Below are 23,523 nucleotides of genomic sequence, written 5' to 3' on the forward strand. Positions count from 1 at the left end.
TCCAGGCATGCCTGTCGCACTCGTCACCGGAGGGACCTCGGGGATCGGCGCTCAGTTCGCCCGGACGCTGGCCGGGCAGGGATACGACCTCGTCCTGGTCGCACGGGACACCGGCCGCCTCCGTACGAGCGCGGCGGAGCTGGCCGGACGACACGGCGTGACGGCGCACCCGCTGCCCGCCGACCTGTCCACGCCGGCCGGACGCGCGCTCGTCGCGGAGCGGCTCTCGGCCGAGCCGGTCGACATGCTGGTGAACAACGCCGGCCTGGGGGTCGCCGACGGCTTCGACGCGGCCCCGATCGACCTGCTGCAGCACCAGCTCGACGTGAACGTCACCGCCGTGCTTCGCCTCACCCACGCCGCGCTCGGCGGGATGCTCGCCCGCGGGCGCGGGGACGTCGTCAACGTCTCCAGCATGGCCGCCTTCATCCCCGGCTACGAGACGACCTACTCGGCGAGCAAGAGCTGGGTCACCTCGTTCTCCGAAGGGCTGGCGGCCGAGACGCGCGGTCGCGGCGTCCGCGTGATGGCGCTGTGCCCGGGCTGGACGCGCACCGAGCTCCACCAGCGGGCCGGCGTGCGCGCGGCCGGGCCCGCGTTCCTGTGGCTCACGGCCGCACGCGTGGTCGAGGAGGGGCTGGCGGACCTGCGGCGGGGCAGGGTCGTCTCGGTGCCCGGGCGGCGGTACAGAGCGCTCATGACAGTTCTGGATCTCGCGCCGCGAGGCGTCGCACGCGTGCTGGGCAGGCACGTGCGACGCCGGCGCACCTGACGAGGGGAATGGGTGAGATGACGCAGGTGAGCCCGTGGTTCTGGTTCCCCGCCCGCCGGCCGGACGCGCCGCTCAGGCTCGTGTGCGTCCCGTACGCCGGGGGCGGCGCCGGGGCGTTCCGCGCCTGGCCGGCGTCGTTGCCCGGCGTGGAGGTGGCCGTGGTCCGGCTGCCCGGCCGGGAGACCCGCTTCAAGGAGACGCCGCTGCGTGACTTCGACAAGGTGCTCCACGTGCTCGCCGCCGAGCTGGCCGCGCTCCGGGACCGGCCGCTGGCACTGTTCGGGCACAGCCTGGGCGGGCTGCTCGCGTTCGAGCTGGCCCGGAGGACGTCCCCCGTCCAGCTCTTCGTCTCCGCCACGCGCGCGCCGCACCTGTTCTCGGCGGAGCCGGTGGAGTCGCTCTCCGACGCGGAGTTCATCGACTACCTGCGTGCCTTCCGGCTGCTGCCCGCGGCGAGCTCCCAGACCGACCTGCTGAGACTGATGCTGCCGGCCATCCGAGCCGACTTCGCGGTGGCCGCGAGCTACGTGCACCGGCCCGGGCCGCCGCTGGCGTGCCCGCTGCACGCCTTCTACGGCGAGGCTGATCCGTCGGTCGCCAGGGCGGCGATGGAGCCGTGGCAGGAGTGGACCACCGGGAGGTTCACGCTGGAACCCGTGCCCGGTGGCCACTTCTTCCTGCACGCCGAGGAGCGGCGGATGCTCGCCGGCATCGACGCCAGGCTGCGTGAGCACACCTACTGATAGGCCTGCGCCTGCGCGCTGTACGCCTCGGCGTAGGCGCCGCCGCGTCGCATCAGTTCCTGGTGGCTGCCCGACTCCACGATCTGCCCGCCGGAGACGACGACGATCAGATCCGCCATCCGCACGGTCGAGAGGCGGTGCGAGACGTACAGCGTGATGGCCCCGTTCCTGGCGCCCGCCTGCCTGGCCACCGTCGCGTAGCGGTCGAACAGCTCCGCCTCCGCGTGCGGGTCCAGCCCCGAGGCGGGCTCGTCGAACATGACGAGCAGCGGCGAGTCAGGCATCATCGCGCGGCTGAGCGCCAGGCGCTGCCATTGACCGCCGGAGAGCTCCCTGCCTCCGCTGAAGCTCCCGCCGAGCTCGGTCTCGGCGCCGTCGGGCAACGAGGCCACCAGCTCGGTGGCGCCGCCCTGGTCGAGCGCGGCGGCGAGCGCGGCCTCGTCGTCGATGCGCTCCAGGTTGCCGAGGCCGACGCTCTCCCTCAGCACGAACTCGAAGCGCACGAAGTCCTGGAAGCCCGCCGACAGCCGCGACCGCCACTGCTGGAGGTCGAGCCCGTCCAGCGGCTCGCCGTCCACGGTGATCCGCCCCTGCTGCGGCTCGTAGAACCGGGACAGCAGCTTGACCAGCGTGGACTTCCCGGCGCCGTTGTCACCGACCAGGGCCACGATCGACCCCGCGGGGATGTGCAGGCTCACGTTCTTGAGCACGTCGACGTCGGTGCCGGGGTAGCGGAAGGTGACGTCGTCCAGCGCGATCCCGTCGGTGAGCCGCTCGGGGACCGGCCCGTGGCCGCTGCGGCTCTTCCACTGCTCGGCCATCTCGCGCAGCCACAGGTACTTGTCCGTCGTGGTGGCGAACCCCATCAGCCCCTTGACCGACGTGACCAGCATGCTGACCTGGCTGTTGAGCTGCGCCGCGAGCAGCAGCGTCAGGAAGACGTTGCCCACCGTCGCTCGTCCGTCGATCGCCAGCAAGATGACGATCACGACCGCGCCGAGGAAGGCGACGGCGAAGGCCAGCCAGCCGACGACGTTCAGGGCCGAGGCGCGCAGCGCCGCCCGGCGTCGGACGCGGGCCATGTCGCTCCGGATCTCGCGCTCGCGACGGGCGAGTTCCTCGCCGAATCCGAAGACCCGCAGCTCCTTCGCCGAGCCGGGAGAGATGGCCACGTTGAAGATCGCGTCGGCCAGCCGGCCCTTCTCCGCGGTGCTCATGATCGCCGCGAAGGAGGCGCGCTGCGCCCGCGCGGTCATCCAGATGGACGGCACCGCGAACAGCGGCAGCAGGATGAACACCGGATAGATCACGGTGAGGATGGCCGTCGTCACGACGACGCGCAGCACGACGGCCAGGGTGACGAGCGTGTAGTCCACCACGAGGGAGAGCTGCGAGCGGAGCTGCCGCAGCAGCGCGATCTCGTCGGCGTGCGCCGGGCGCTCGTAGTGCTCGAGACCGGGCACGCCGGAGGTGATCTCCATGATCCGCCGGTCGACCAGCAGGTTGGTCTTGTCGGCCAGCGTCGTCCGCTGGCCCAGCGCCACCGACTGGCACAGCCCGTTGACCGCCACGGCGACGGCGAAGATCGCCGCGGCGCGGTAGGCCGCGCCGCTGTCGCCGGCGAGCACGGCGTCGGCCAGCAGCTTGAAGCAGTACAGGGAGCCGACCAGTGCCAGAGTGCCGAGGGCGGTCAGCGCGTACACGGTGACCATCAGCATCCGGTCCGCCTCGTAGCCGAGCCGCATCATGGCGACCATGCCCCTGAGGCGCTCACGCAGTGCGCTCATGACTCCACCTCGCTGGCGTACCGCTCGGCCTGGAGCCGGAACATCTCGGCGTACTCCCCGTCCAGGTCCAGGAGCTCCTCGTGGGTGCCCTGCTCCACTATCCGTCCGTCGTTCATGACCACGATGCGATCGGCACGTCGCACGCTGGAGAAGCGGTGCGAGATGATGATCGTGGTGAGGCCGCGGGTTATCTCCAGGAACCGCTCGTAGAGCTCCGCCTCACCCCGCGCGTCGAGGTTCGCGGCCGGCTCGTCGAGCACGAGGATGTTGGCGCCCCGCTCCACGGCGTGGAACGCCCTGGCGAGCGCGATGCGCTGCCATTGACCTCCGGACAGGTCCTGACCTCCGGTGAACGCGCGGGAGAGCGGCGTGTCGAGGCCGGCGGGCAGCGCCGCGATGATGTCCTCGGCGCCGGCCCGCGAGACGGCCCTGGACACGGCTTCGTCGTCCGTCTCCTTGCCCAGGTCGCCCAGTGCGATGTTGTCCCTGGCCGGCAGCGGGTAGCGGACGAAGTCCTGGAAGATCGCCGAGATGCTGCGGCGCCACTGCCCGGCGGGAACCTCCGCGAGGTCCTCGCCGCCGATGGTGATCCGGCCCTCGGTCGGCGCGTAGAGGCGGGTGAGGAGCTTGATCAGGGTGGTCTTGCCGGCCCCGTTGACACCGACGATCGCCAGCGAGCGACCGGTCTCGATCTCCAGGTCCAGCCCGTCGAACACCTGTTTCTCCGAGCCGGGATAGCGGAAGCCGACGCCGTCGAAGCGGATCGTGCGGGCCGTGAGCGGCTCGTCCTCGCCGCCGCTCTGCCGGGGCGCGTCAGCGGAGAGCCTGCGTTCGAGCTCGTCGAGCGCGGGCAGGCAGGCGGTGCCGTACTCCACGCTCAGGAGGTCCGGGCTGGGAGTGGCGAGCTCGTTCACCGCCAGAAGCGCCATGAGCAGGATGATGGCCGAGCCGAAACCGAGCGAGCCCTCGATCAGCGAACGGGCGATCACCACCATGGCGATCAGGTTCGCGGCCAGCAGCAGCAGGTTCGTCCAGACCGCTGAGCGGGCGTCCTTGCGGCGCGTCGCCCAGACCGGCGTGATGGCCGTACGCCATTCGGAGGTCATCCGTGCAACGAGCCAGTCGAGCAGGCCGAAGACCCGGACCTCCTTCCCCGCCTCGGGCAGCATCAGCAGATCGCTCAGGTAGGCCGCACGGCGCAGGATCTGATCGCGCTCGGCCATGACCTGCACGCTGCGGACGTACTCCGCCCGGTTCCCCTTGGCGGCCAGCGCGCACGCCACGATCACCACGATCGGCAGCCACCAGTTGAGAGTGAAGAACAGCAGCCCCGCGCCGACGGCGGCGGCGGCGCTGCTCCAGATCTTCACCAGCCCGCTGGCCGCGGTCCCGGCCGTGAAGCCGCTGACGGCGCCGCGGGCCGTGGTGATGAGGCCGGCGACTTTTTCGTCCTCGAAGTGAGCGATGCCGGCGGGCTTGTCCACGATGAGCATCAGCCGCCGGCGTACCGCGTCGTTGGCGCGGTCGGAGACGAGCTGCGCGGTCGCTTCTCTGGCGACCTCCGTCAGATATTGGCCGACGTAGAGAAGACCGAGAGCGACCAGCGCCCAGAGCAGCTCACGGCCCGCCGCACTGCCGAAACCACCGCCGACCGTCGAGGGAACGCGTTCGAGCGCCAGCCCCACGACAATGATGACGCTCATCGGCAACGCCGCGCTGAGCAGTATCAGCGCGGCGCACCCTAAAGCGAGGCCAGGGCTCAGCCGAAGCATGAGACGTACCAGCCGCCAGCGTGGCGCCACAGCGGGGAAGAATCGCAGCAGCGTATCGCGTGCCGCAAAAGTCACGACGACTCCTTCCGAGGTAATCAGGGGGATGTCGAGAGAATACTGAGTCCGGGTTCGGCAGTCTACGGCACCAATGAGTGGCCGGCGCAGGTGTTCTGAATTTCTCACGAGGAATGCCACGGCTCCCTCGTGCCCCCATATTCGCAGGTCACAGTGGCGATCTCGCAAAACGGCGTGCTCCGTGAGCTCAGCTGTATTTCGTCGTGGCGGCGCCCGGAAAACTCGTCGGAAAGTGGCTCTTCGTGATTTAGGCGGATGGCGCGGTTCCGGCTTCCGCCGGTGGTTGCGCAGCGTGAGCAGCGGCGCCTGTGGTCGGGCCGGCTGCTGCTCAGCCCCGGCCGGCAGGCCCTGCTGCTGCCGGTCCACCTGCGCAAGGGCGAGACGATCATCGAACTGGGAGCCGGTCTCGGCGTGTCCGCGGCGACCGCGTGGCGGTGTGTCTCCGGCAAGCGCCGCGTGGACGGGATGAACGTCCGGGTCATCGCCTCGCCGGACGGTCCGGTCGTGCGGACGTCGGGAGCGCCGTCCGCATCCGGGGCGTCCCACGCGTCCCGGAACGGGCCGGGAGCCGGTAACTGCCCAGGGGGCCGGCATTGATCCCGAACTCGCGCGCCACCGACCGAGCATGCCCTGGCCTGGTCCAGATTCCGTCGGGCCCGCCGGACCCGCGCCCTGATCCGGCCCCCTCCGACCTCCTCGGGGGTATTACGGACAGCCGCGGAGCCGCCCCCGCGCCCCGGTCGGCCGGAGAATCGAGGTGGGCAGTCTAATCGACACCTACATGACATCATCGATCACATATCGCAGCGGATCGGTTTCCGTCTGCTGCGTCGGCGGAACCGCTCTCTGCAACACAACTAAAGCGTCCACCATATCGGCTATTTAACATCCAGGACATTGACAGGCCCGATATGGCGATCTACTCTGCCTAGCAGTATTTCGAACTGTGCCCTGGTGCGGACCTCGGTGGAACGTGGTGAAGCGATGCCTTCAAGGTCCGCAGGCTACTCGTCCGGGGTGACATTAGGTTGAGCAGGCGGCGTGTGTCCGGGGTGGGGCTGTCGACGCTGATCCGGGGCATGCGATTCAACTCGTAGGCTGGTGCGGTGTAGCGAATGAGTGAGTCCTCCAGGTGAATGACCGGAAAACTGATGACATCGTCCTGCACGGAGCGCTTTGCGTTCAACGTGGAATTCTCATGTTCACCGGATATGTGCCGGCCAGCATAATAGCCGGCCAGGTCCGCGTCGACACGCATGATCCGGTTTCCGGCACGGGATATCAGCGGTCCGTGGCCAGGTTTCGTATCGCGAAGGTGGCCGAGTACTATCTGCGCGGCGGTACGATGCCCAACCCGCTCATGCTCAACATACGAGACTGCGATCTCCCGCCGGTGCGTATCGTGCCGGCCGGCGGCCAGCGGGCCGCCTACGAGGAGGCCTGCAGGAACCGGGGGAACTGGTCGGGCCCCGCCACGCTGGAGCTCGGCTCCGAGGTGCCGCTCTGGGTGTACGACGGCCAGCACCGCCGGGCCGCCCTCACCCAGTTGCTCACCGCGATGCCCGACGAGTTCGCCTCGTTCCCCGTCCCGGTGGCGATAACCCTGGGCCTCAGCTGGAAGGCCGAGGCGCGCGAATTCTACGAGCTCAATACCAATGCGGTCAGCGTCCAGACCGATCTGGCGTGGACGCTGCTCGCCGCGCTCGCGGCCGAGGACACCGAACTCCGCGGAGCTCTCGCGGAGAAAGGAAAGGACTGGCTCATTCGCGGCGACCAGGCCGTGGCGGAACTGGAGAAACTCGACGGCCCCTGGCAGGGAAGGTTCCGTCCGGTCAACCGCAGGAAAAGGAAAGGCGACGGCCGGATTGTCGGGCGGTCGCAGTTCGTCCGGTCGTTGCGGCCGGTGCTGGAGTTCCCGCTCCTGCGCGGCGCCGATCCGTCGGAAATGGCATTGCTGGTGAACTCCCATTGGTGTGGAATTGCGGAGGTCCTGCCGGAGGCGTTCAACGGCGATCCCGACGAATATGTCATCCAGAAAGGGGTCGGAATAAACGCGATCCATGCCCTGCTGCCACAAGTCATCGAGGTGATCCGCAGCCGCGACGGCAAACTGGGCGACGTACAGGAACATGCCGAAGTGATGGAGTGGCTGCGGAATATTTCCGGATACGCGGTGATCGACTCTCTCCAGGTGCGGGTCGCCGGCGTCGAATTCTGGAAGGTCGGATCCGCGGCGTCGTCCTTCAGCGGCAACGGCGGCCTGCGCCGGTTGGTGTCGCTCCTCCGGTCGGCGCTCCCGACCCCTGAACAGCAGGGCATCATTCGCTGAGCCCACTCCTGGGTGATCTCGCGGGAGCCGGTTGAGGCATGGCCTCCCGGCTCCGGTGGCGCGCGTCTCCACGGCGGATCCAGGTATTCGGTCACGAATTCACGCGATGAACCGGGGCGGGCTCCGGCGTGCCGCGGAAACAGGCGCGACGTGCACTGTGCAGCGACCGGCCGGGCGCGCCCAATTTTCCCGGGCCTTTTTTCAGGCGGACTTCTGTCCGGCCCGGCGGCCGAATTTTCGCGGGGCTTTCCGGTGGAAAACACGACTATGGACAGCCGTGCATAGGGGCGTTTACTCTGCCAATGCACAGCGGTGCGGGACCGACTGGAGAGGGCGTGCGGACCTGTCATGAGGAAAGACGATCCACGGGTTCATTTCAGCCGCTCCGAATTCGGGCCGAGCCGTGAGCTCGTCGCCATTCGCGACACAGACGGAATCTCGGCGGTAAATATTCCGGGGATCGAGCCCATGTGGTTCGTGACCCGTTTCCCGGACGTCCGCGAAGTGCTGGGCGACCACAAACGTTTCCGCATCGTGAGCGGTGAAGAACTAGGACAGGCAGGGCCGTCCCTCGACGAGGAACAACGACGGATCCTGCGGGCCGGCAACCTTCTCGCGTTCGACCCGCCAGAGCACACGCGCCTGCGCAGGGTGGTGGGACCGGCGTTCACGGCCGGGCGGATCAAGGGCATGGAGCCCCGGATACGCCGGATCGTGGACGAACAACTGGACGCGATGGCGCGCAGCGGCCCACCGGTCGACCTCGTCCGGTCCTTCGCCACGTCGGTCCCGGCACTGGTGATCTGCGAGATTCTTGGCGTACCGGTGACGGATCGCACGTTCCTGCAGGAACAGGTGGACAGGATGCTGGACATCGCGGTCGCGCCGGCTGAACGCATGGCGGCCGAGCAGGCGATCCGCGCGTACATGTTCGACTGTGTGGACCGGATGAGCCAGGCTCCCGGTGACGGTCTGCTCCCGGCCCTGATCCGGCAGCAGAACGGCGAGCGGCTGTCGAGGGAGGAGCTGGCGGGTCTCGGTCACCTGCTGATGGTCGCGGGCAACGAGAGCACGGCGAGCATGCTGGCCCTCGGCACACTCGCCCTGATGCGGCACCGGGACGAGCTCGAGCTTCTCCAGGAGCAGCCACGCTTCACGGAGGCCGCGGTGGAGGAGCTGCTCCGCTGGCTCACCGTCGTGCACATCACGGCACCGCGCCGGACCACCGAGGACGTGGAGATCGCCGGACAGCACATCCCGAGCGGGAGCCTGGTGATGTGCTCGCTGCCTGCGGCAAACCGCGACAAGGCGCTGATCGACGATCCCGACCGGCTCGACCTCTCGCGCGGCGAAGCGGGCCACATCGCTTTCGGCCACGGAATTCATCACTGCCTCGGAGCGCCGCTGGCCCGGCTGGAGCTCAGGGTGGCGCTGCCGAGGCTGCTGCAGCGTTTTCCCGGCCTGCGCGCCACGGACGACGAGGCACGTTTCCGCACGACGAATATTGTCTATGGGCTGACTTCTCTGGAGGTCACCTGGTGAGGAAGTCGAGGTAGGCATGCCGCTGCCGCTTTCACTCTCGCAGGAGGAACTGGCCCCGATCGGTCCAGTGACCATGATGACCGCCTACGAACTCGCCGGCGGAATCGACACCGAACGGCTCGCGGACGCGCTCGACCTTGTGATCTCCCGGCACGAGCCGCTCAGGATGCGGTTGCTCAAGCAGGACGACGGATCGCTGCGGCAGGAGTTCCGGGACACCGGGCAGCCGGCCCGGCCGGAGGTGCACGTGGTCGAGTCGATCGACACGGCGCTGGCCGACTTCCAGTTGCAGCACCCTGACATCTACAAGGACGGTCCGGTTCGCAGCGCGTTCTTCCGTGACGAGGAGGCGGGCAGGACGGCCTTCGCGCTCCACATCGATCACATGGCCATCGACGGGTGGGGTCTCGAACTGCTCATAAGCGAGCTCACCCAGGCCTATGCCGCCCTGTGCTCGGGTGTGCAGCCGGAGCTGCCCGGCCTGAGGATCTCGTTCACCGACCACGTCGGGCTGGAGTGCGAGGCCGGTGAGACGGTCACCGACGCGCAGGTCCGCTACTGGTCGGACCTGCTGCTTGACAGCTCACCGTACGAGCTGCCCACCGAGCTGGCCAGAACCGGCGCGAAAGAGGCGGTCGCGGCCACCATCGCCAGGGCGGTGAGCGCCGAGACCACCACCCGGCTGCTCGAGCTGAGCAGGAAGCTCCGGGTCCCGATGCCCGCACTGGCGATCGCGTCGATCGGCGTCACGGCGATGGCCAGATCCGGCGTCACGGACATGCTGGTCAAGAACGTGCACCTGGGCCGTGACGTGCCGGGCTCCATGAGACTGGTCGGCTGCTTCACCCGGACCTCCTTCGTGAAGCTCGGCCTGGACCGGGACCTCCCGATGGAGCGGCTGATCAGGAACGCGGCGCGGGGCTGGTTGGACAGCGTGACGTATTCCGCCGCGCCGTTCACCCTGGGGCGGCTGTTCAGGCACCTGCTCGGCACGGGTGCGATGGACTTCGAGACGATGATGCGGCTGGCCAGAGCGCTCACGGTGAACTACTTCGCGTCCCCGGAGAGACCGTCGCAGGACGACCCGGTCCTCGGCACGCGCATACCCGTCCCGACGCAGTCGGCGTACAGCGTCGGGAACGACGTCATGCCGCTGCTGATCGAGGTCAGAGTGGGCGAGCAGGTGAACATCGGCTCCATCTGCAACCCTGAGCGCTACCACAAGGACGGCGTGGCCACGTTCCTGGACGGGGTCACCGCCGGGCTGGCGGCCATCGCGGCATCGGATCCGAGCGGCTCCACCGGCACGGTGGCCGACGCGATCACGTCGTCGGGCGGGGAGGGCTGAGCATGCGCATCGGCCTCTATCTCGCGAGCCTTCCCTGGCCGGCGGAGCCGGAGGGCTGCCGGTCCATGCTGGACGATCTGCTCCAGGCGGCCGAGGGAGCGGATTTCCACAGCATCTGGACGCCGGATCACTTCTTCAACGTGCCCCTCTTCGGCGGGGCGGGTGCGCCCATGCCCGAGGCGTACACGACCCTGTCGTGGATCGCCGGACGCACCAGGGACGTGCAGCTGGGAACCCTGGTGACGGCGGCTCCCTACCGGCACCCCGCCTTGATGGCGAAGCTCGCGACGACGCTGGACGTCCTGTCCGGTGGGCGTGCCTGGCTCGGCGTGGGCGCGGGCTGGTACGAGGAGGAGACCCAGGCGCTGGGCCTGCGGTTCCCGTCGGCGCGTGACCGGCTGGGCGAGCTCACGGAGGCGGTGCGGATCGCACGCCAGATGTTCGACGGTGATTCGACGCCGTTCCGCGGCACGTATTTCACGCTGGAGCGGCCGTTGAACGTGCCTCCCCCGACCGGGCGGATACCGATTCTCATCGGCGGTGAGGGCGAGCGCAGGACACTGCGCATCGTGGCGGAGAACGCCGATGCCTGTAATTTCTACGACCTTTATGATCTGGCCGGGCTGGAGCGGAAACTGGCGGTCCTGCGCCGGCACTGCGAGGCGGTGGGCAGGCCGTACGACGACATCGTGCGGACCACCGTGGGGCTGGTGAGCGGCGACGACGTCCCGCTGCACGTGGAGCGGCTGGGCCGCATGGCCGAGGCGGGCGTCGACCTGGCGATCCTCTGCGCACCGAATCCGGCGGACGAAAAAGAGTACGACATGCTGGCCGAGGTGGCCAGGCAGGTACGGGGCGAGGGCCGTGCGGAGCCCGCCCTGCTGCAGAACGCGGCACGCCGCCGGGAAATCGTCCAGTAAAAGGCGCGGCGAAGACCGCGTGTCCGAGCTGCGGAGCATTTGGAGACGGGGAAATACCATGGCGAATCCGGATCTCTTCACTGTGGTGAAGAACGACGAGGATCAGTATTCGATCTGGTGGGCGGAGCAGGACCCGCCGGCCGGCTGGGCCCTTTGCGGCAAGTCCGGCACCAAGGAGGACTGCCTGAGCTACATCGACGAGGTGTGGACCGACATGAGACCTCGCAGTCTGCGCTTGGCCATGCGCTCGGGCGAGGCTGGCTGATCACGTGAGAGACGAGGCCACAGACCGATCGCCCCTGGACCGGAACGGCGTTCAGGCACCCGTCCTGCAGCTCACCCTGCACGAGCTCATCGACGCTCAGACCGCCCGCGTGCCCGGGGCCGTGGCGCTGGCCGAGGGACGCCGGCAGGTGACGTACGCGGAGCTCGCCGCGCGGACCGACCGGCTGGCCGCCCGGCTGCGGGGCCGGGGAGTCGGCCCGGAGACGGTTGTGGGGGTGTGCGGCCCCAGGAGCGCGTCGCTGATCGTCGCCCTGCTGGGCGTCATGAAGGCGGGGGGCGCCTTCCTGCCGATGGATCCGGACCTGCCCGCGGACCACGCCGCCTTCAGGCTGGCGGACGCCGGCTGCCGGCTGATCGTGGCGACCGGTGACGTCGACGGATTCGGTCAGGCCGGGACGGAGGTCGTGCGGCTGGACCGCGTCGAGCAGGAGCTCGCCGCCGAGCCCGGCGATGCCCTTCCGCGTGCCGCCGTCCGGGACAACCTCGCGTGCGTGATCTACACCTCCGACACCACGGGCCGTCCCAAGGGCGTCGAGGTGACACACGGCCAGCTCGTGAACTACTTCTCCTGGCTCGCCGATCGGGTCGACCTCACAGGCGGCCGTGGCGTGCCGCTGCACTCGACCATCGACTCCAACGGGACGGTCCCGGCCCTGTTCGCCCCGCTCGTCGCCGGGAACACGCTCAGGCTCGTGCCGGACGACGGAGAAGCGGACGGGCTCGCACGCTTCCTCGACGACGAGCGCGACCTGAGCCTCCTCACGATCACGCCGGCGAAGCTCGACGCGACCACCCACCGGCTCACGGACGGAATCCCGGACGACGCGGCGCGCGTGGTCGTGCTCGCCGATGAGGATCCCGGCCGGCCGGACGAGATGCCGCGGTGGCGCGACGCCGACGTCCACGTCCTCGACGAGGACATGAGGCCGGTCGCGCCGGGCGCGGTGGGCGAGCTGTACGTCGGCGGGCCGGTCATCGCCCGCGGCTACCGGGGGCGGCCGGGCCTGACCGCGGCGGCGTTCGTGCCGCATCCTTTCCGGGCCGGGGCGCGTCTCTACCGCACCGGTGATCTCGTACGGCAGCGGTCGAGCGGTGATCTGGAGTTCATGGGCCGGGTCGACGACCAGGTGAAGATCCGCGGGTTCCGCGTCGAACCCGGCGAGATCCAGGCCGTGGTCCAGGAGTGCCCCGGCGTGCGTCAGGCCGTGGTGGATGTGCGCGCGGACGCGTCCGGCGGCCGGCGGGTCGTGGCCTACCTGGTGCCCGACGCGGCGGAGGACGACGATCTGGCCGCCTCTCAAGTCGGCCAGTGGCAGAAATTCTTCGACGACACCGCCACGCGGGTCGCGGACGACGAGCGGTTCAACCTCGCGGGCCCGACCAGCAGCTTCGACGGACTGCCCCTCTCCGACGACCAGATGCGCGCCCGGGTGGACGCCACTGTGGCCAGGATCGGGCGGCTGGCCCCCTCGCGCGTCCTGGAGATCGGCTGCGGCACGGGCCTGCTGACCTGGCGCATCGCTCCTGGATGCGAGCGTTACGTGGGAACGGACCTGTCGCCCGCCACGGTTGCCGGACTCGGCGCCGCGCTCGAGAAGGCAGGCGTCGACAATGTCACGCTGTTCGCCTGCGACGGCCTCCGGACGGCCCAGGTCGCGGGCACCGGCTTCGACACCGTGATCATCAACTCGGTCACCCAGTACTTCCCCGGTCAGGACTACCTGGAGCAGGTGCTGAACGACGCGATAGCCGTGATGGCCGGATCGGGCACGGTGTTCGTCGGCGACGTTCGCAGCCTGCCGCTGCTCGGGGCGCACCACCTCGCCGTCGCCCTGGCCCGCTCCTCGGACAGCTCGCCCCTGCGGCACCTCGAAGGCCCGGTACGCCGTTCGCTCGGCGAAGAGCGCGAGCTGGCCGTCGCCCCGGCCTACTTCGCCGACTTCGCGCGGCGTCACGGCCGCGTCTCCCACTGCGAGGTCCTGCCCAAGCGCGGGCGCATGGACGACGAGCTCACCCGCTTCCGCTATGACGTCATCCTCCACGTGGGAGAAACCCAGACCTGTGAGATCGGCACCTGGCTCGACTGGAACGCGGACCGGTTGTCGCCGCAGTCGGCCCGCGAGCTGCTGGAGAGCCACCCGGCCGGGGTCGGCATCAAGTCCGTCCCCAACGCCCGCGTCAACCGGCCGGCCCACGCTTTCCAGCTGCTCCTGGACGGAGCCGCCGGCCCGCTCACGGCCGACGACCTGGAGCGTCGCGTGCAGAAGGGGGTCGACCCCGAGGACATCTGGGCCCTGGAGGCGGAGCTGCCCTGCTCAGTGCACCTCAGCTGGTCGCGCGGAGCAGCCACGGGCGACTTCGACGTGGCCCTCGTCCCCTCGGCGGAGGCGGGCTCCGTCCTCTTCCCGCAGGACGACCTCCTGCGACACCGCCCCCTCACCAACGACCCCCTGGCCGCTCGGCGCGTGCGAGCCAGGGCTCGAGACCTCACGGCCGCGGCTCGGACCTACGCACGTGAACGGCTGCCCGAGCCCATGGTGCCGTCGGCGTTCGTGGTGGTGGGCGAGGTGCCGCTGACGGCCAACGGCAAGGTGGACTGGCGGGCGTTGCCGGAGCCGAGGTCGGCGTTGCCGGAGCTGGCTCCGGTGCCGCGTGACGGCGGGGAGCTGGTGTCGTCGTTCGCGCAGCAGCGGTTGTGGTTCCTGGATCGGTTGGTGCCGGGTAATCCGTTCTACAACGTGTCGCTGGCGTTGCGGCTGGTGGGTGCGTTGGATGTGGTGGCGCTGGAGGGGGCGCTGCGGTGGGTGGTGGGGCGGCATGAGGTGTTGCGGTCGGTGTTCGCCGATGTGGACGGGCGGCCGTTCCAGGTGGTGGGGCCGGTGCCGGGGCGGTTGCTGGAGGTGGAGGAGGCCGCGGATGTGGCGCGGGCGCGGCTGGTCGCGGAGCGGGAGGCGGTGACGCTGTTCGATCTGGCGTCCGGGCCGTTGCTGCGGTCGCGGCTGGTGCGGCTGGGCGAGGGCGATCACGTGTTGTTGTTGACGATGCATCACATCGCCTTCGACGGCTGGTCCCGGGGGGTGCTGCTGGGTGAGTTGGGGGAGTGTTACGCCGCGTTGGCCGCTGGGCGGGAGCCGGTGTTGCCGGAGTTGCCGGTGCAGTACGCCGACTTCGCGGTGTGGCAACGGTCGTGGTTGCGCGGTGAGGTGCTGGCGGGGCATCTGGACTATTGGCGGGACCGGTTGGCGGGGATGCCGGCGGCGATCGAGCTGCCGTTCGATCGCCCCCGGCCGGAGGTCCTGTCGCACCGGGGCCGGGTGGCGTCGTTCCGGGTCCCCGCGCAGGTGGTGGCCGGGCTGCGCGAGGTGGGCCGGGAACAGAACGCGACGTTGTTCATGGTGACGTTGGCGGCGTTCCAGGCGCTGTTGTCGCGGTATTCGGGGCAGCAGGACGTGGTGGTCGGATCGCCGATCGCGGGCCGGATACGGCCGGAACTGAAGCGACTGGTCGGGTTCTTCGCCAATACGTTGGTGATGCGGACCGACTGTTCGGGTGACCCGTCGTTCACGGAGTTGCTGGGGCGGGTGCGTGAGGTGGCGCTGGGCGCTTACGCGCACCAGGACCTGCCGTTCGACAAGCTCGTCGAGGAGCTGCACGAGCAGCGGGATCTGTCGCGCAACCCGCTGGTGCAGGTGATGTTCCAGCTCTACCATTCCCGCAGCGACTCGGAGTTGCGGTTGCCCGGCGTGGAGGTCGGCTGGTTCCAGCCGGATCAGGCGACGGTGCGGTTCGACGTGGAGGTGCTGCTGCAGGACGGGTCGGATGGCGGACTCGAAGGCAGCTTCATCTATTCGGTCGACCTGTTCGATCAGGACACCATGGAACGGCTGGCGGGCAACTACGTGGCTCTGCTGGCGGAGGTTGCGGCCGACGCGGCCCGTCCGGTGTCGGCGTTGGTGCGGCCGAGCGGTGCGGAAGCGGCCCTGATCGAGGGCTGGAACGCCACGCGGGTGCCGGTGCCGGACGATTCGGTGGCGCAGTTGTTCGCCGCTCAGGCGCTCGCGTCCCCGCAGGCGCTCGCGCTGGTCTGCGAAACGGACAGACTGACGTACGCGGAGCTGAACGCGCGCGCCAACCCGGTCGCCGCGTTCGTCCGGTCGGCCGGGCTGGGGCCCGATGACGTGGTGGGAGTGGGCCTGCCGCGAGGCGTCGATCTGTTGGTGGTGCTGGTCGGCGTCGTGAAGGCGGGCGCGGCCTATCTGCCGCTGGATCCCGAGCTGCCCGTCGAGCGGCGAGAGTTCATGATCGCCGATTCGGGGTGCCGGCTGGTCATCGGCGCCGATGAGCTGGTGGCGATCGCGGGTCTGCCCGCGGATGAGGTGTGTGTGCCGGTGTCGCCGGACAACTTGGTGTACGTCATGTACACCTCGGGCTCGACCGGCCGTCCCAAGGGTGTGCAGGTGCCTCATCGGGCTGTGGTCGGGTTGGTGCATGCGGGGTTCGTGCGTTTCGGGCCGGATCGGGTGTTCCTGCACGCGGCCACGGCCGCGTTCGACGCCTCCACCTTCGAGATCTGGGGCGCGTTGCTGCACGGCGGGCGCTGCGTGATGTTGCCGGAACGGGTGCCGACCGCGGCAGGGCTTCGGGAGCTCATCGCCGCGGAGGGCGTGACGACGGCCTGGTTGACGGGATCGTTGTACAACCAGGTGATCGATGCCGATCCGCGGGCGTTGGCCGGGGTCGAGCAGTTGATGGTGGGCGGGGAGGCGCTGAGCCCGGGGCACGTGGCCCGGGTGCCGGAGGGCGTGGAGCTGGTCAACGGGTACGGGCCCACCGAGTGCACCACGTTCGCCACGACGTTTCCGGTGGCCGGTTGGCGGGCTGAGGACGGGCCGGTGCCGATCGGCCGGCCGATCGGCAACGTCGAGGCGTATGTGCTGGACGAGCGTATGCGGCCGGCGCCGATCGGTGCGGTCGGTGAGTTGTATCTGGCCGGGCCGGGGCTGGCGCGCGGTTATCTGGGGCGGCCGGGGCTGACCGCGGCGGCGTTCGTGCCGCATCCTTTCCGGGCCGGGGCGCGTCTCTACCGCACCGGTGACCTGGTGCGGCAGCGGTCGAGCGGTGATCTGGAGTTCATCGGCCGGGTCGACGATCAGGTGAAGATCCGCGGGTTCCGTGTCGAACCCGGCGAGATCCAGGCGGTGATCGCGTCGGTTGCGGGGATTCGGCAGGCGGTGGTGGTGACCCGGGCCGAGGAGGCGGGAACCAAGGGGCTGCTTGCCTACCTTGTCAGCGACTCGCCCGCGGCGGAGACGGTGGGCATGGTTCGCGCCGCATTGCGGGCGCGATTGCCGGAGTACATGGTGCCCTCGGCGTTCGTGGTGGTGGACGAGGTGCCGCTGACGGCCAACGGCAAGGTGGACTGGCGGGCCCTGCCGGAGCCGGGATCGGGGCGGCCGGAGCTGGGCAGCGCGCCGGTCCGGCCGCGCTCCGAGGTGGAGGAGGTGCTGGCGTCGATCTGGGCTGCGGTCCTGGGCCTGGACGAGGTGGGCGTGGAAGACAACTTCTTCGATCTGGGTGGGCATTCGCTGCTGGCGACGCAGGTTCTGTCGCGGGTGCGGCAGGTGCTGGGCGCCGAGGTTCCGTTGCGGGCACTGTTCGGGGAGCCGACTGTGGCGGGCCTGGCTGTTGCGGTGGAGATGGCGTCAGGGTCGGCGTTGCCGGAGCTGGCTCCGGTGCCGCGTGACGGCGGGGAGTTGATGTCGTCGTTCGCGCAGCAGCGGTTGTGGTTCCTGGATCAGTTGGTGCCGGGTAATCCGTTCTACAACGTGCCGTTGGCGTTGCGGCTGGAGGGTGCGTTGGATGTGGTGGCGCTGGAGGGGGCGCTGCGGTGGGTGGTGGGGCGGCATGAGGTGTTGCGGTCGGTGTTCGCCGATGTGGACGGGCGGCCGTTCCAGGTGGTGGGGCCGGTGCCGGGGCGGTTGCTGGAGGTGGAGGAGGCCGCGGATGTGGCCCAGGCGTGGTTGATCGCGGAGCGGGAGGCGGTGACGCTGTTCGATCTGGCGTCCGGGCCGTTGCTGCGGTCGCGGCTGGTGCGGCTGGGCGAGGGCGATCACGTGTTGTTGTTGACGATGCATCACATCGCTTCCGACGGCTGGTCCCGGGGGGTGCTGCTGGGTGAGTTGGGGGAGTGTTACGCCGCGTTGGCCGCCGGGCGGCAGCCGGTGTTGCCGGAGTTGCCGGTGCAGTACGCCGACTTCGCGGCATGGCAAGCGTCGTGGTTGCGCGGTGAGGTGCTGGCGGGGCATCTGGACTACTGGCGGGACCGGTTGGCGGGGATGCCGGCGGCGATCGAGTTGCCGTTGGATCGGCCTCGGCCGGTCGTGCCCTCCTACCGGGGTGGGGTGGTGCGGTTCCGGGTGCCCGCGCAGGTGGTGGCCGGATTACGTGGGGTGGGCCGGGAGCAGAACGCGACGTTGTTCATGGTGACGCTGGCGGCGTTCCAGGCGCTGTTGTCGCGGTATTCGGGGCAGCAGGACGTGGTGGTCGGATCGCCGATCGCGGGCCGGGTGCGACCGGAGCTGGAACGACTGGTCGGGTTCTTCGTCAATACGTTGGTGATGCGGACCGATTGTTCGGGTGATCCGTCGTTCACGGAGTTGCTGGGGCGGGTGCGTGAGGTGGCGCTGGGCGCGTACGCGCACCAGGACCTGCCGTTCGAGAAGCTCGTCGAGGAGCTGCACGAGCAGCGGGATCTGTCGCGCAACCCGCTGGTGCAGGTGATGTTCCAGCTCTACCATGCCCCCGGCGACTGGGAGTTGCGGTTGCCCGGTGTGGAGGTCGGCTGGTTCCAGCCGGATCAGGCGACGGTGCGGTTCGATGTGGAGGTGCTGCTGCAGGACGGGCCGGACGGTGGCCTTGAAGGCAGCTTCATCTATTCGGTCGACCTGTTCGATCAGGACACCATGGAACGGCTGGCGGGCAACTACGCGGCTCTGCTGGCGCAGGTCGCGGCCGACGCGGCCCGTCCGGTGTCGGCGTTGGTGCGGCCGAGCGGTGCGGAAGCGGCCCTGATCGAGGGCTGGAACGCCACGCGGGTGCCGGTGCCGGACGATTCGGTGGCGCAGTTGTTCGCCGCTCAGGCGCTCGCGTCCCCGCAGGCGCTCGCGCTGGTCTGCGGCGCGGACCGGTTGAGCTACGGGGAGCTGAACGCGCGCGCCAACCAGGTCGCCGCCTACGTCCGGGCAGCCGGTGTCGGACCCGATGACGTGGTGGGAGTGTGCTTCCCCCGGGGCATCGACCTGGTCGCGGTGCTGGTCGGCGTCATGAAGGCGGGCGCGGCCTACCTGCCGCTGGACCCCGAGCTGCCCGTCGAGCGGCGAGAGTTCATGATCGCCGACTCCGGGTGCCGGCTCGTCATCGGCGCCGATGAGCTGGTGGCGATCGCGGGCCTGCCCCAGGACGAGGTGTGTGTGCCCGTGTCGCCGGACAACCTGGTGTACGTCATGTACACCTCCGGCTCGACCGGTCGTCCCAAGGGCGTCGCCATCCCTCACCGCTCCGTCACCAACGCCCTGACATGGATCAACCACCTGTGCCCCATGGCGGCTGACGACGCCATGTTGCAGAAGGCTCCCGCCACGTTCGATGTGTCCGTCGCGGAGATCTTCCAGGCGCTCATGTCCGGCGCACGCCTGATCATCGCCGAACCGCACGCACACGCCGATCTCCCCTACCTCGTCGAGCTCATCCGCACGGAGAAGGTGACCGACGCCCACTTCGTGCCCTCGATGCTGGAGCTGTTCCTCACGGAACTGGGCGACGAGCGCTGCCCCAGCCTCAAGCGGATCATCGCCGGCGGCGAGGCACTGTCCACGTCTCTCGCCGAGTGGTTCCATACGCGCCTGGACGCCGCCCTCTTCAACCTGTACGGGCCGACCGAGGCCCTGACCGGCAGCATCCATCCCGACCAGCGGGCCAACGACGGCACCTCGGTGCCGATCGGCCGGCCGATCGGCAACGTCGAGGCGTACGTGCTGGACGAGCGTATGCGGCCGGCGCCGATCGGCGCGGTCGGTGAGTTGTACCTGGGAGGCTTCGGGCTGGCGCGCGGCTATCTGGGGCGGCCAGGTCTGACCGCGGCGGCGTTCGTGCCGCACCCCTTCCGGGCGGGGGCGCGTCTCTACCGCACCGGTGACCTGGTACGGCAGCGCTCGAACGGAGACCTGGAGTACCTGAGCCGGGTCGACGACCAGGTGAAGATCCGCGGGTTCCGCATCGAACCCGGCGAGATCCAGGCCGTGGTCCAGGAGTGCCCCGGGGTGCGCCAGGCCGTGGTGGGCGTGCGCGCGGACGCGTCCGGCGAGCATCGGGTCATGGCGTACCTGGTGCCCGATGCCGATGCCGCGGAAGACCTGCTGGTCGCGGCGCGTGGCTACGCGCGTGCGCGGTTGCCGGAGTACATGGTGCCGTCGGCGTTCATGGTGGTGGACGAGGTGCCGCTGACGGCCAACGGCAAGGTGGACTGGCGGGCCCTGCCGGAGCCGGGATCGGGGCGGCCGGAGCTGGGCAGCGCACCGGTCCGGCCGCGCTCCGAGGTGGAGGAGGTGCTGGCGTCGATCTGGGCTGCCGTGCTGGGTCTGGACGAGGTCGGGGTGTTCGATGACTTCTTCGACCTCGGTGGGCATTCACTGCTGGCGACGCAGGTGATGTCGCGGGTGCGGGAGGTGCTGGGTGCCGAGGTTCCCTTGCGGACACTGTTCGAGGAGCCCACGGTGGCGGGTCTGGCCGCCGCGGTGACAGCCGCCTCGGGCACGGCGTCGGCGTTGCCGCAGTTGGCTCCGGTGCCGCGTGACGGCGGGGAGCTGGTGCTGTCGTTCGCGCAGCAGCGGTTGTGGTTCCTGGATCGGTTGGTGCCGGGTAATCCGTTCTACAACGTGTCGCTGGCGTTGCGGCTGGAGGGTGCGTTGGACGTGGTGGCGCTGGAGGGGGCGCTGCGGTGGGTGGTCGGGCGGCATGAGGTGTTGCGGTCGGTGTTCGCCGATGTGGACGGGCGGCCGTTCCAGGTGGTGGGGCCGGTGCCGGAGCGGTTGCTGGAGGTGGAGGAGGCCGCGGATGTGGCGCGGGCGCGGCTGGTCGCGGAGCGGGAGGCGGTGACGCTGTTCGATCTGGCGTCCGGGCCGTTGCTACGGTCGCGGCTGGTGCGGCTGGGTGAGGGCGATCACGTGTTGTTGTTGACGACGCATCACATCGTTTCCGACGGCTGGTCGTGGGGCGTTCTGCTGGGTGAGTTGGGGGAGTGCTACGCCGCGTTGGCCGCCGGGCGGCAGCCGGTGTTGCCGGAGTTGCCGGTGCAGTACGCCGACTTCGCGGCATGGCAACGGTCGTGGTTGCGCGGTGAGGTGCTGGCGGGACATCTGGACTACTGGCGGGACCGGTTGGCGGGGATGCCGGCGGGGATCGAGTTGCCGTTGGATCGCCCCCGCCCGGTCGTGCCCTCCTACCGGGGTGGGGTGGTGCGGTTCCGGGTGCCCGCGCAGGTGGTGGCCGGATTACGCGCGGTGGGCCGGGAGCAGAACGCGACGTTGTTCATGGTGACGCTGGCGGCGTTCCAGGCGCTGTTGTCGCGGTATTCGGGGCAGCAGGACGTGGTGGTCGGATCGCCGATCGCGGGCCGGATACGGCCGGAACTGGAACGACTGGTCGGGTTCTTCGCCAATACGTTGGTGATGCGGACCGACTGTTCGGGTGACCCGTCGTTCACGGAGTTGCTGACGCGGGTGCGTGAGGCGGCGCTGGGCGCTTACGCCCACCAGGACCTGCCGTTCGAGAAGCTCGTCGAGGAACTCCAGGAACAGCGGGACCTGTCCCGCCACCCGCTCTTCCAGGTGGTGTTCCAGCTCATGCAACCGCAGCACGTCGAGATCGGGCGGTATCAGAGCTCCTTCTGGACGCTCGAACTGCCTGACGTCGAGGTGAAGCCGCTCACCGGCGTCGCCCAGCGGACCTCGCGCTGCGACCTCGAGGTCCTCCTCGCCGAAGGCCCGGAAAGCGGGATCGACGCCACCGTGATCTACCCGCTGGACCTGTTCGACGGGGAGACCGTCGAGCGGTTGATGGCGAACTACCTGGAGGTGCTGCGACGGGTCAGCGTGGCCCCCGGGTCGCCGGTGTCGGTGCTGGCACAGCCGAGCGTGGGCGAGCAGGCGCTGTTACGGCAGTGGAACGCCACGCGGGTGCCGGTGCCGGACGATTCGGTGGCGCAGTTGTTCGCCGCTCAGGCGCTCGCGTCCCCGCAGGCGCTCGCGCTGGTCTGCGGCGCGGACCGGTTGAGCTACGGGGAGTTGAACGCGCGGGCCAACCAGGTCGCCGCCTACGTCCGGGCAGCCGGTATCGGACCCGATGACGTGGTGGGAGTGTGCTTCCCCCGGGGGATCGACCTGGTCGCGGTGCTGGTCGGCGTCGTGAAGGCGGGTGCGGCCTATCTGCCGCTGGACCCTGAGCTGCCCGTCGAGCGGCGAGAGTTCATGATCGCTGACTCGGGGTGCCGGCTGGTCATCGGGGCTGACGAGCTGGTGGCGATCGCGGGTCTGCCCGCGGATGAGGTGTGTGTGCCGGTGTCGCCGGACAACCTGGTGTACGTCATGTACACCTCGGGCTCGACCGGTCGTCCCAAGGGTGTGCAGGTGCCTCATCGGGCTGTGGTCGGGTTGGTGCATGCGGGGTTCGTGCGTTTCGGGCCGGATCGGGTGTTCCTGCACGCGGCCACGGCCGCGTTCGACGCCTCCACCTTCGAGATCTGGGGCGCGTTGCTGCACGGCGGGCGCTGCGTGGTGTTCCCGGAGCGGGTGCCGACCGCGGCGACGCTGGGTCAGGTCATCAGAGCCGAGCAGGTGACCACGGCGTGCCTGACGACGTCGTTGTACAACCAGGTGATCGATGCCGATCCGCAGGCGTTGGCCGGGATCGAGCAGTTGATGGTGGGCGGGGAGGCACTGAGCCCGGGGCACGTGGCCCGGGTGCCGGAGGGCGTGGAGCTGGTCAACGGGTACGGGCCCACCGAGTGCACCACGTTCGCCACGACGTTTCCGGTGGCCGGTTGGCGGGCTGAGGACGGGCCGGTGCCGATCGGCCGGCCGATCGGCAACGTCGAGGCGTATGTGCTGGACGAGCGTATGCGGCCGGCGCCGATCGGCGCGGTCGGTGAGTTGTATCTGGCCGGGCCGGGGCTGGCGCGCGGTTATCTGGGGCGGCCGGGGCTGACCGCGGCGGCGTTCGTGCCGCATCCTTTCCAGACCGGGGCGCGTCTCTACCGCACCGGTGACCTGGTGCGGCAGCGGTCGAGCGGTGATCTGGAGTTCATCGGCCGGGTCGACGATCAGGTGAAGATCCGCGGGTTCCGTGTCGAACCCGGCGAGATCCAGGCGGTGATCGCGTCGGTTGCGGGGATTCGGCAGGCGGTGGTGGTCGCCCGGGCCGAGGAGGCGGGAACCAAGGGGCTGCTTGCCTACCTTGTCAGCGACTCGCCCGCGGCGGAGACGGTGGGCATGGTCCGCGCCGCATTGCGGGCGCGATTGCCGGAGTACATGGTGCCCTCGGCGTTCGTGGTGGTGGACGAGGTGCCGCTGACGGCCAACGGCAAGGTGGACTGGCGGGCCCTGCCGGAGCCGGGATCGGGGCGGCCGGAGCTGGGCAGCGCGCCGGTCCGGCCGCGCTCCGAGGTGGAGGAGGTGCTGGCGTCGATCTGGGCTGCCGTCCTGGGCCTGGACGAGGTGGGCGTGGAAGACAACTTCTTCGACCTCGGCGGGCACTCCCTGCTGGCCGCCGAGGTCGTCGGCGTCGCCAACGACCAGGGCTTGCCCGTCACCCTCGTCGACATGTTCGAACACCAGACCATCGCGGCGATCGCGGCCAGGTTGCGTGAGAGCGGAACTCGCTGAGCCGAAGGAGGCTA

General features: G+C 69.7%; 10 protein-coding genes and 1 pseudogene. 9 read left to right on the top strand and 2 right to left on the bottom strand.

The window, feature by feature from the left end:
- Positions 1-7: 7 nt before the first annotated feature.
- Together ACFYYW_RS01020 and ACFYYW_RS01025 are read left to right on the top strand one after the other, a co-directional pair.
- Positions 8-772: an SDR family NAD(P)-dependent oxidoreductase gene (locus ACFYYW_RS01020; RefSeq protein WP_387643506.1), complete on the top strand. Its 765-nt coding sequence runs from the start codon at positions 8-10 to the stop codon at positions 770-772.
- Between the two features lie 17 nt (positions 773-789).
- Positions 790-1,515, top strand: coding sequence for a thioesterase II family protein (locus ACFYYW_RS01025; protein WP_387643508.1), 726 nt, complete (start codon positions 790-792; stop codon positions 1,513-1,515).
- On the opposite strand, the gene ACFYYW_RS01030 is transcribed toward ACFYYW_RS01025, so the two are convergent.
- Positions 1,509-3,302 (bottom strand): ABC transporter ATP-binding protein, encoded by a 1,794-nt coding sequence (locus tag ACFYYW_RS01030; protein ID WP_387643510.1) that lies wholly within the window; start codon positions 3,300-3,302, stop codon positions 1,509-1,511. The genes ACFYYW_RS01025 and ACFYYW_RS01030 overlap by 7 nt on opposite strands.
- Positions 3,299-5,005 (bottom strand): ABC transporter ATP-binding protein, encoded by a 1,707-nt coding sequence (locus tag ACFYYW_RS01035; protein WP_387643512.1) that lies wholly within the window; start codon positions 5,003-5,005, stop codon positions 3,299-3,301. The genes ACFYYW_RS01030 and ACFYYW_RS01035 overlap by 4 nt, the downstream gene beginning before the upstream one ends.
- A gap of 486 nt (positions 5,006-5,491) precedes the next feature.
- Between ACFYYW_RS01035 and ACFYYW_RS01040 the strand changes: the two are divergent.
- The 7 genes and pseudogenes from ACFYYW_RS01040 to ACFYYW_RS01070 all read left to right on the top strand — a co-directional run.
- Positions 5,492-5,584: pseudogene (locus ACFYYW_RS01040) on the top strand (IS5/IS1182 family transposase); the annotation flags it as partial.
- Positions 5,585-6,281: 697 nt separating this feature from the next.
- Complete coding sequence (locus ACFYYW_RS01045) at positions 6,282-7,478, top strand: DGQHR domain-containing protein (RefSeq protein ID WP_387643514.1); 1,197 nt, start codon at positions 6,282-6,284, stop codon at positions 7,476-7,478.
- 348 nt (positions 7,479-7,826) lie between these two features.
- Positions 7,827-9,020 carry a cytochrome P450 gene (locus ACFYYW_RS01050; protein ID WP_387643516.1) on the top strand — a complete coding sequence of 398 codons (1,194 nt, stop codon included), beginning with the start codon at positions 7,827-7,829 and terminating at the stop codon, positions 9,018-9,020.
- A gap of 73 nt (positions 9,021-9,093) precedes the next feature.
- Positions 9,094-10,368, top strand: coding sequence for a condensation domain-containing protein (locus ACFYYW_RS01055; protein ID WP_387645466.1), 1,275 nt, complete (start codon positions 9,094-9,096; stop codon positions 10,366-10,368).
- Positions 10,369-10,370: 2 nt separating this feature from the next.
- Complete coding sequence (locus ACFYYW_RS01060) at positions 10,371-11,288, top strand: TIGR03560 family F420-dependent LLM class oxidoreductase (protein WP_387643518.1); 918 nt, start codon at positions 10,371-10,373, stop codon at positions 11,286-11,288.
- Between the two features lie 58 nt (positions 11,289-11,346).
- Positions 11,347-11,553 (top strand): MbtH family NRPS accessory protein, encoded by a 207-nt coding sequence (locus ACFYYW_RS01065; protein WP_352326996.1) that lies wholly within the window; start codon positions 11,347-11,349, stop codon positions 11,551-11,553.
- Between the two features lie 4 nt (positions 11,554-11,557).
- Entirely contained in the window at positions 11,558-23,509 is an 11,952-nt protein-coding gene (locus tag ACFYYW_RS01070) for an amino acid adenylation domain-containing protein (protein ID WP_387643521.1), read from the top strand.
- Positions 23,510-23,523 lie beyond the last annotated feature (14 nt).

The organism is Nonomuraea sp. NPDC001831, assembly GCF_042892035.1.
In the GTDB taxonomy this organism is placed as follows: Bacteria; Actinomycetota; Actinomycetes; order Streptosporangiales; family Streptosporangiaceae; genus Nonomuraea.

What these genes read in the sequence shown, in the direction of transcription:
- ACFYYW_RS01055 (WP_387645466.1), top strand. Translation starts at nt 9,094, where the DNA reads ATGATGACCGCCTACGAACTCGCCGGCGGAATCGACACCGAACGGCTC.
- ACFYYW_RS01035 (WP_387643512.1), bottom strand. Translation starts at nt 5,005, where the DNA reads ATGAGCGTCATCATTGTCGTGGGGCTGGCGCTCGAACGCGTTCCCTCG.
- ACFYYW_RS01025 (WP_387643508.1), top strand. Translation starts at nt 790, where the DNA reads ATGACGCAGGTGAGCCCGTGGTTCTGGTTCCCCGCCCGCCGGCCGGAC.
- ACFYYW_RS01020 (WP_387643506.1), top strand. Translation starts at nt 8, where the DNA reads ATGCCTGTCGCACTCGTCACCGGAGGGACCTCGGGGATCGGCGCTCAG.
- ACFYYW_RS01060 (WP_387643518.1), top strand. Translation starts at nt 10,371, where the DNA reads ATGCGCATCGGCCTCTATCTCGCGAGCCTTCCCTGGCCGGCGGAGCCG.
- ACFYYW_RS01065 (WP_352326996.1), top strand. Translation starts at nt 11,347, where the DNA reads ATGGCGAATCCGGATCTCTTCACTGTGGTGAAGAACGACGAGGATCAG.
- ACFYYW_RS01030 (WP_387643510.1), bottom strand. Translation starts at nt 3,302, where the DNA reads ATGAGCGCACTGCGTGAGCGCCTCAGGGGCATGGTCGCCATGATGCGG.
- ACFYYW_RS01050 (WP_387643516.1), top strand. Translation starts at nt 7,827, where the DNA reads ATGAGGAAAGACGATCCACGGGTTCATTTCAGCCGCTCCGAATTCGGG.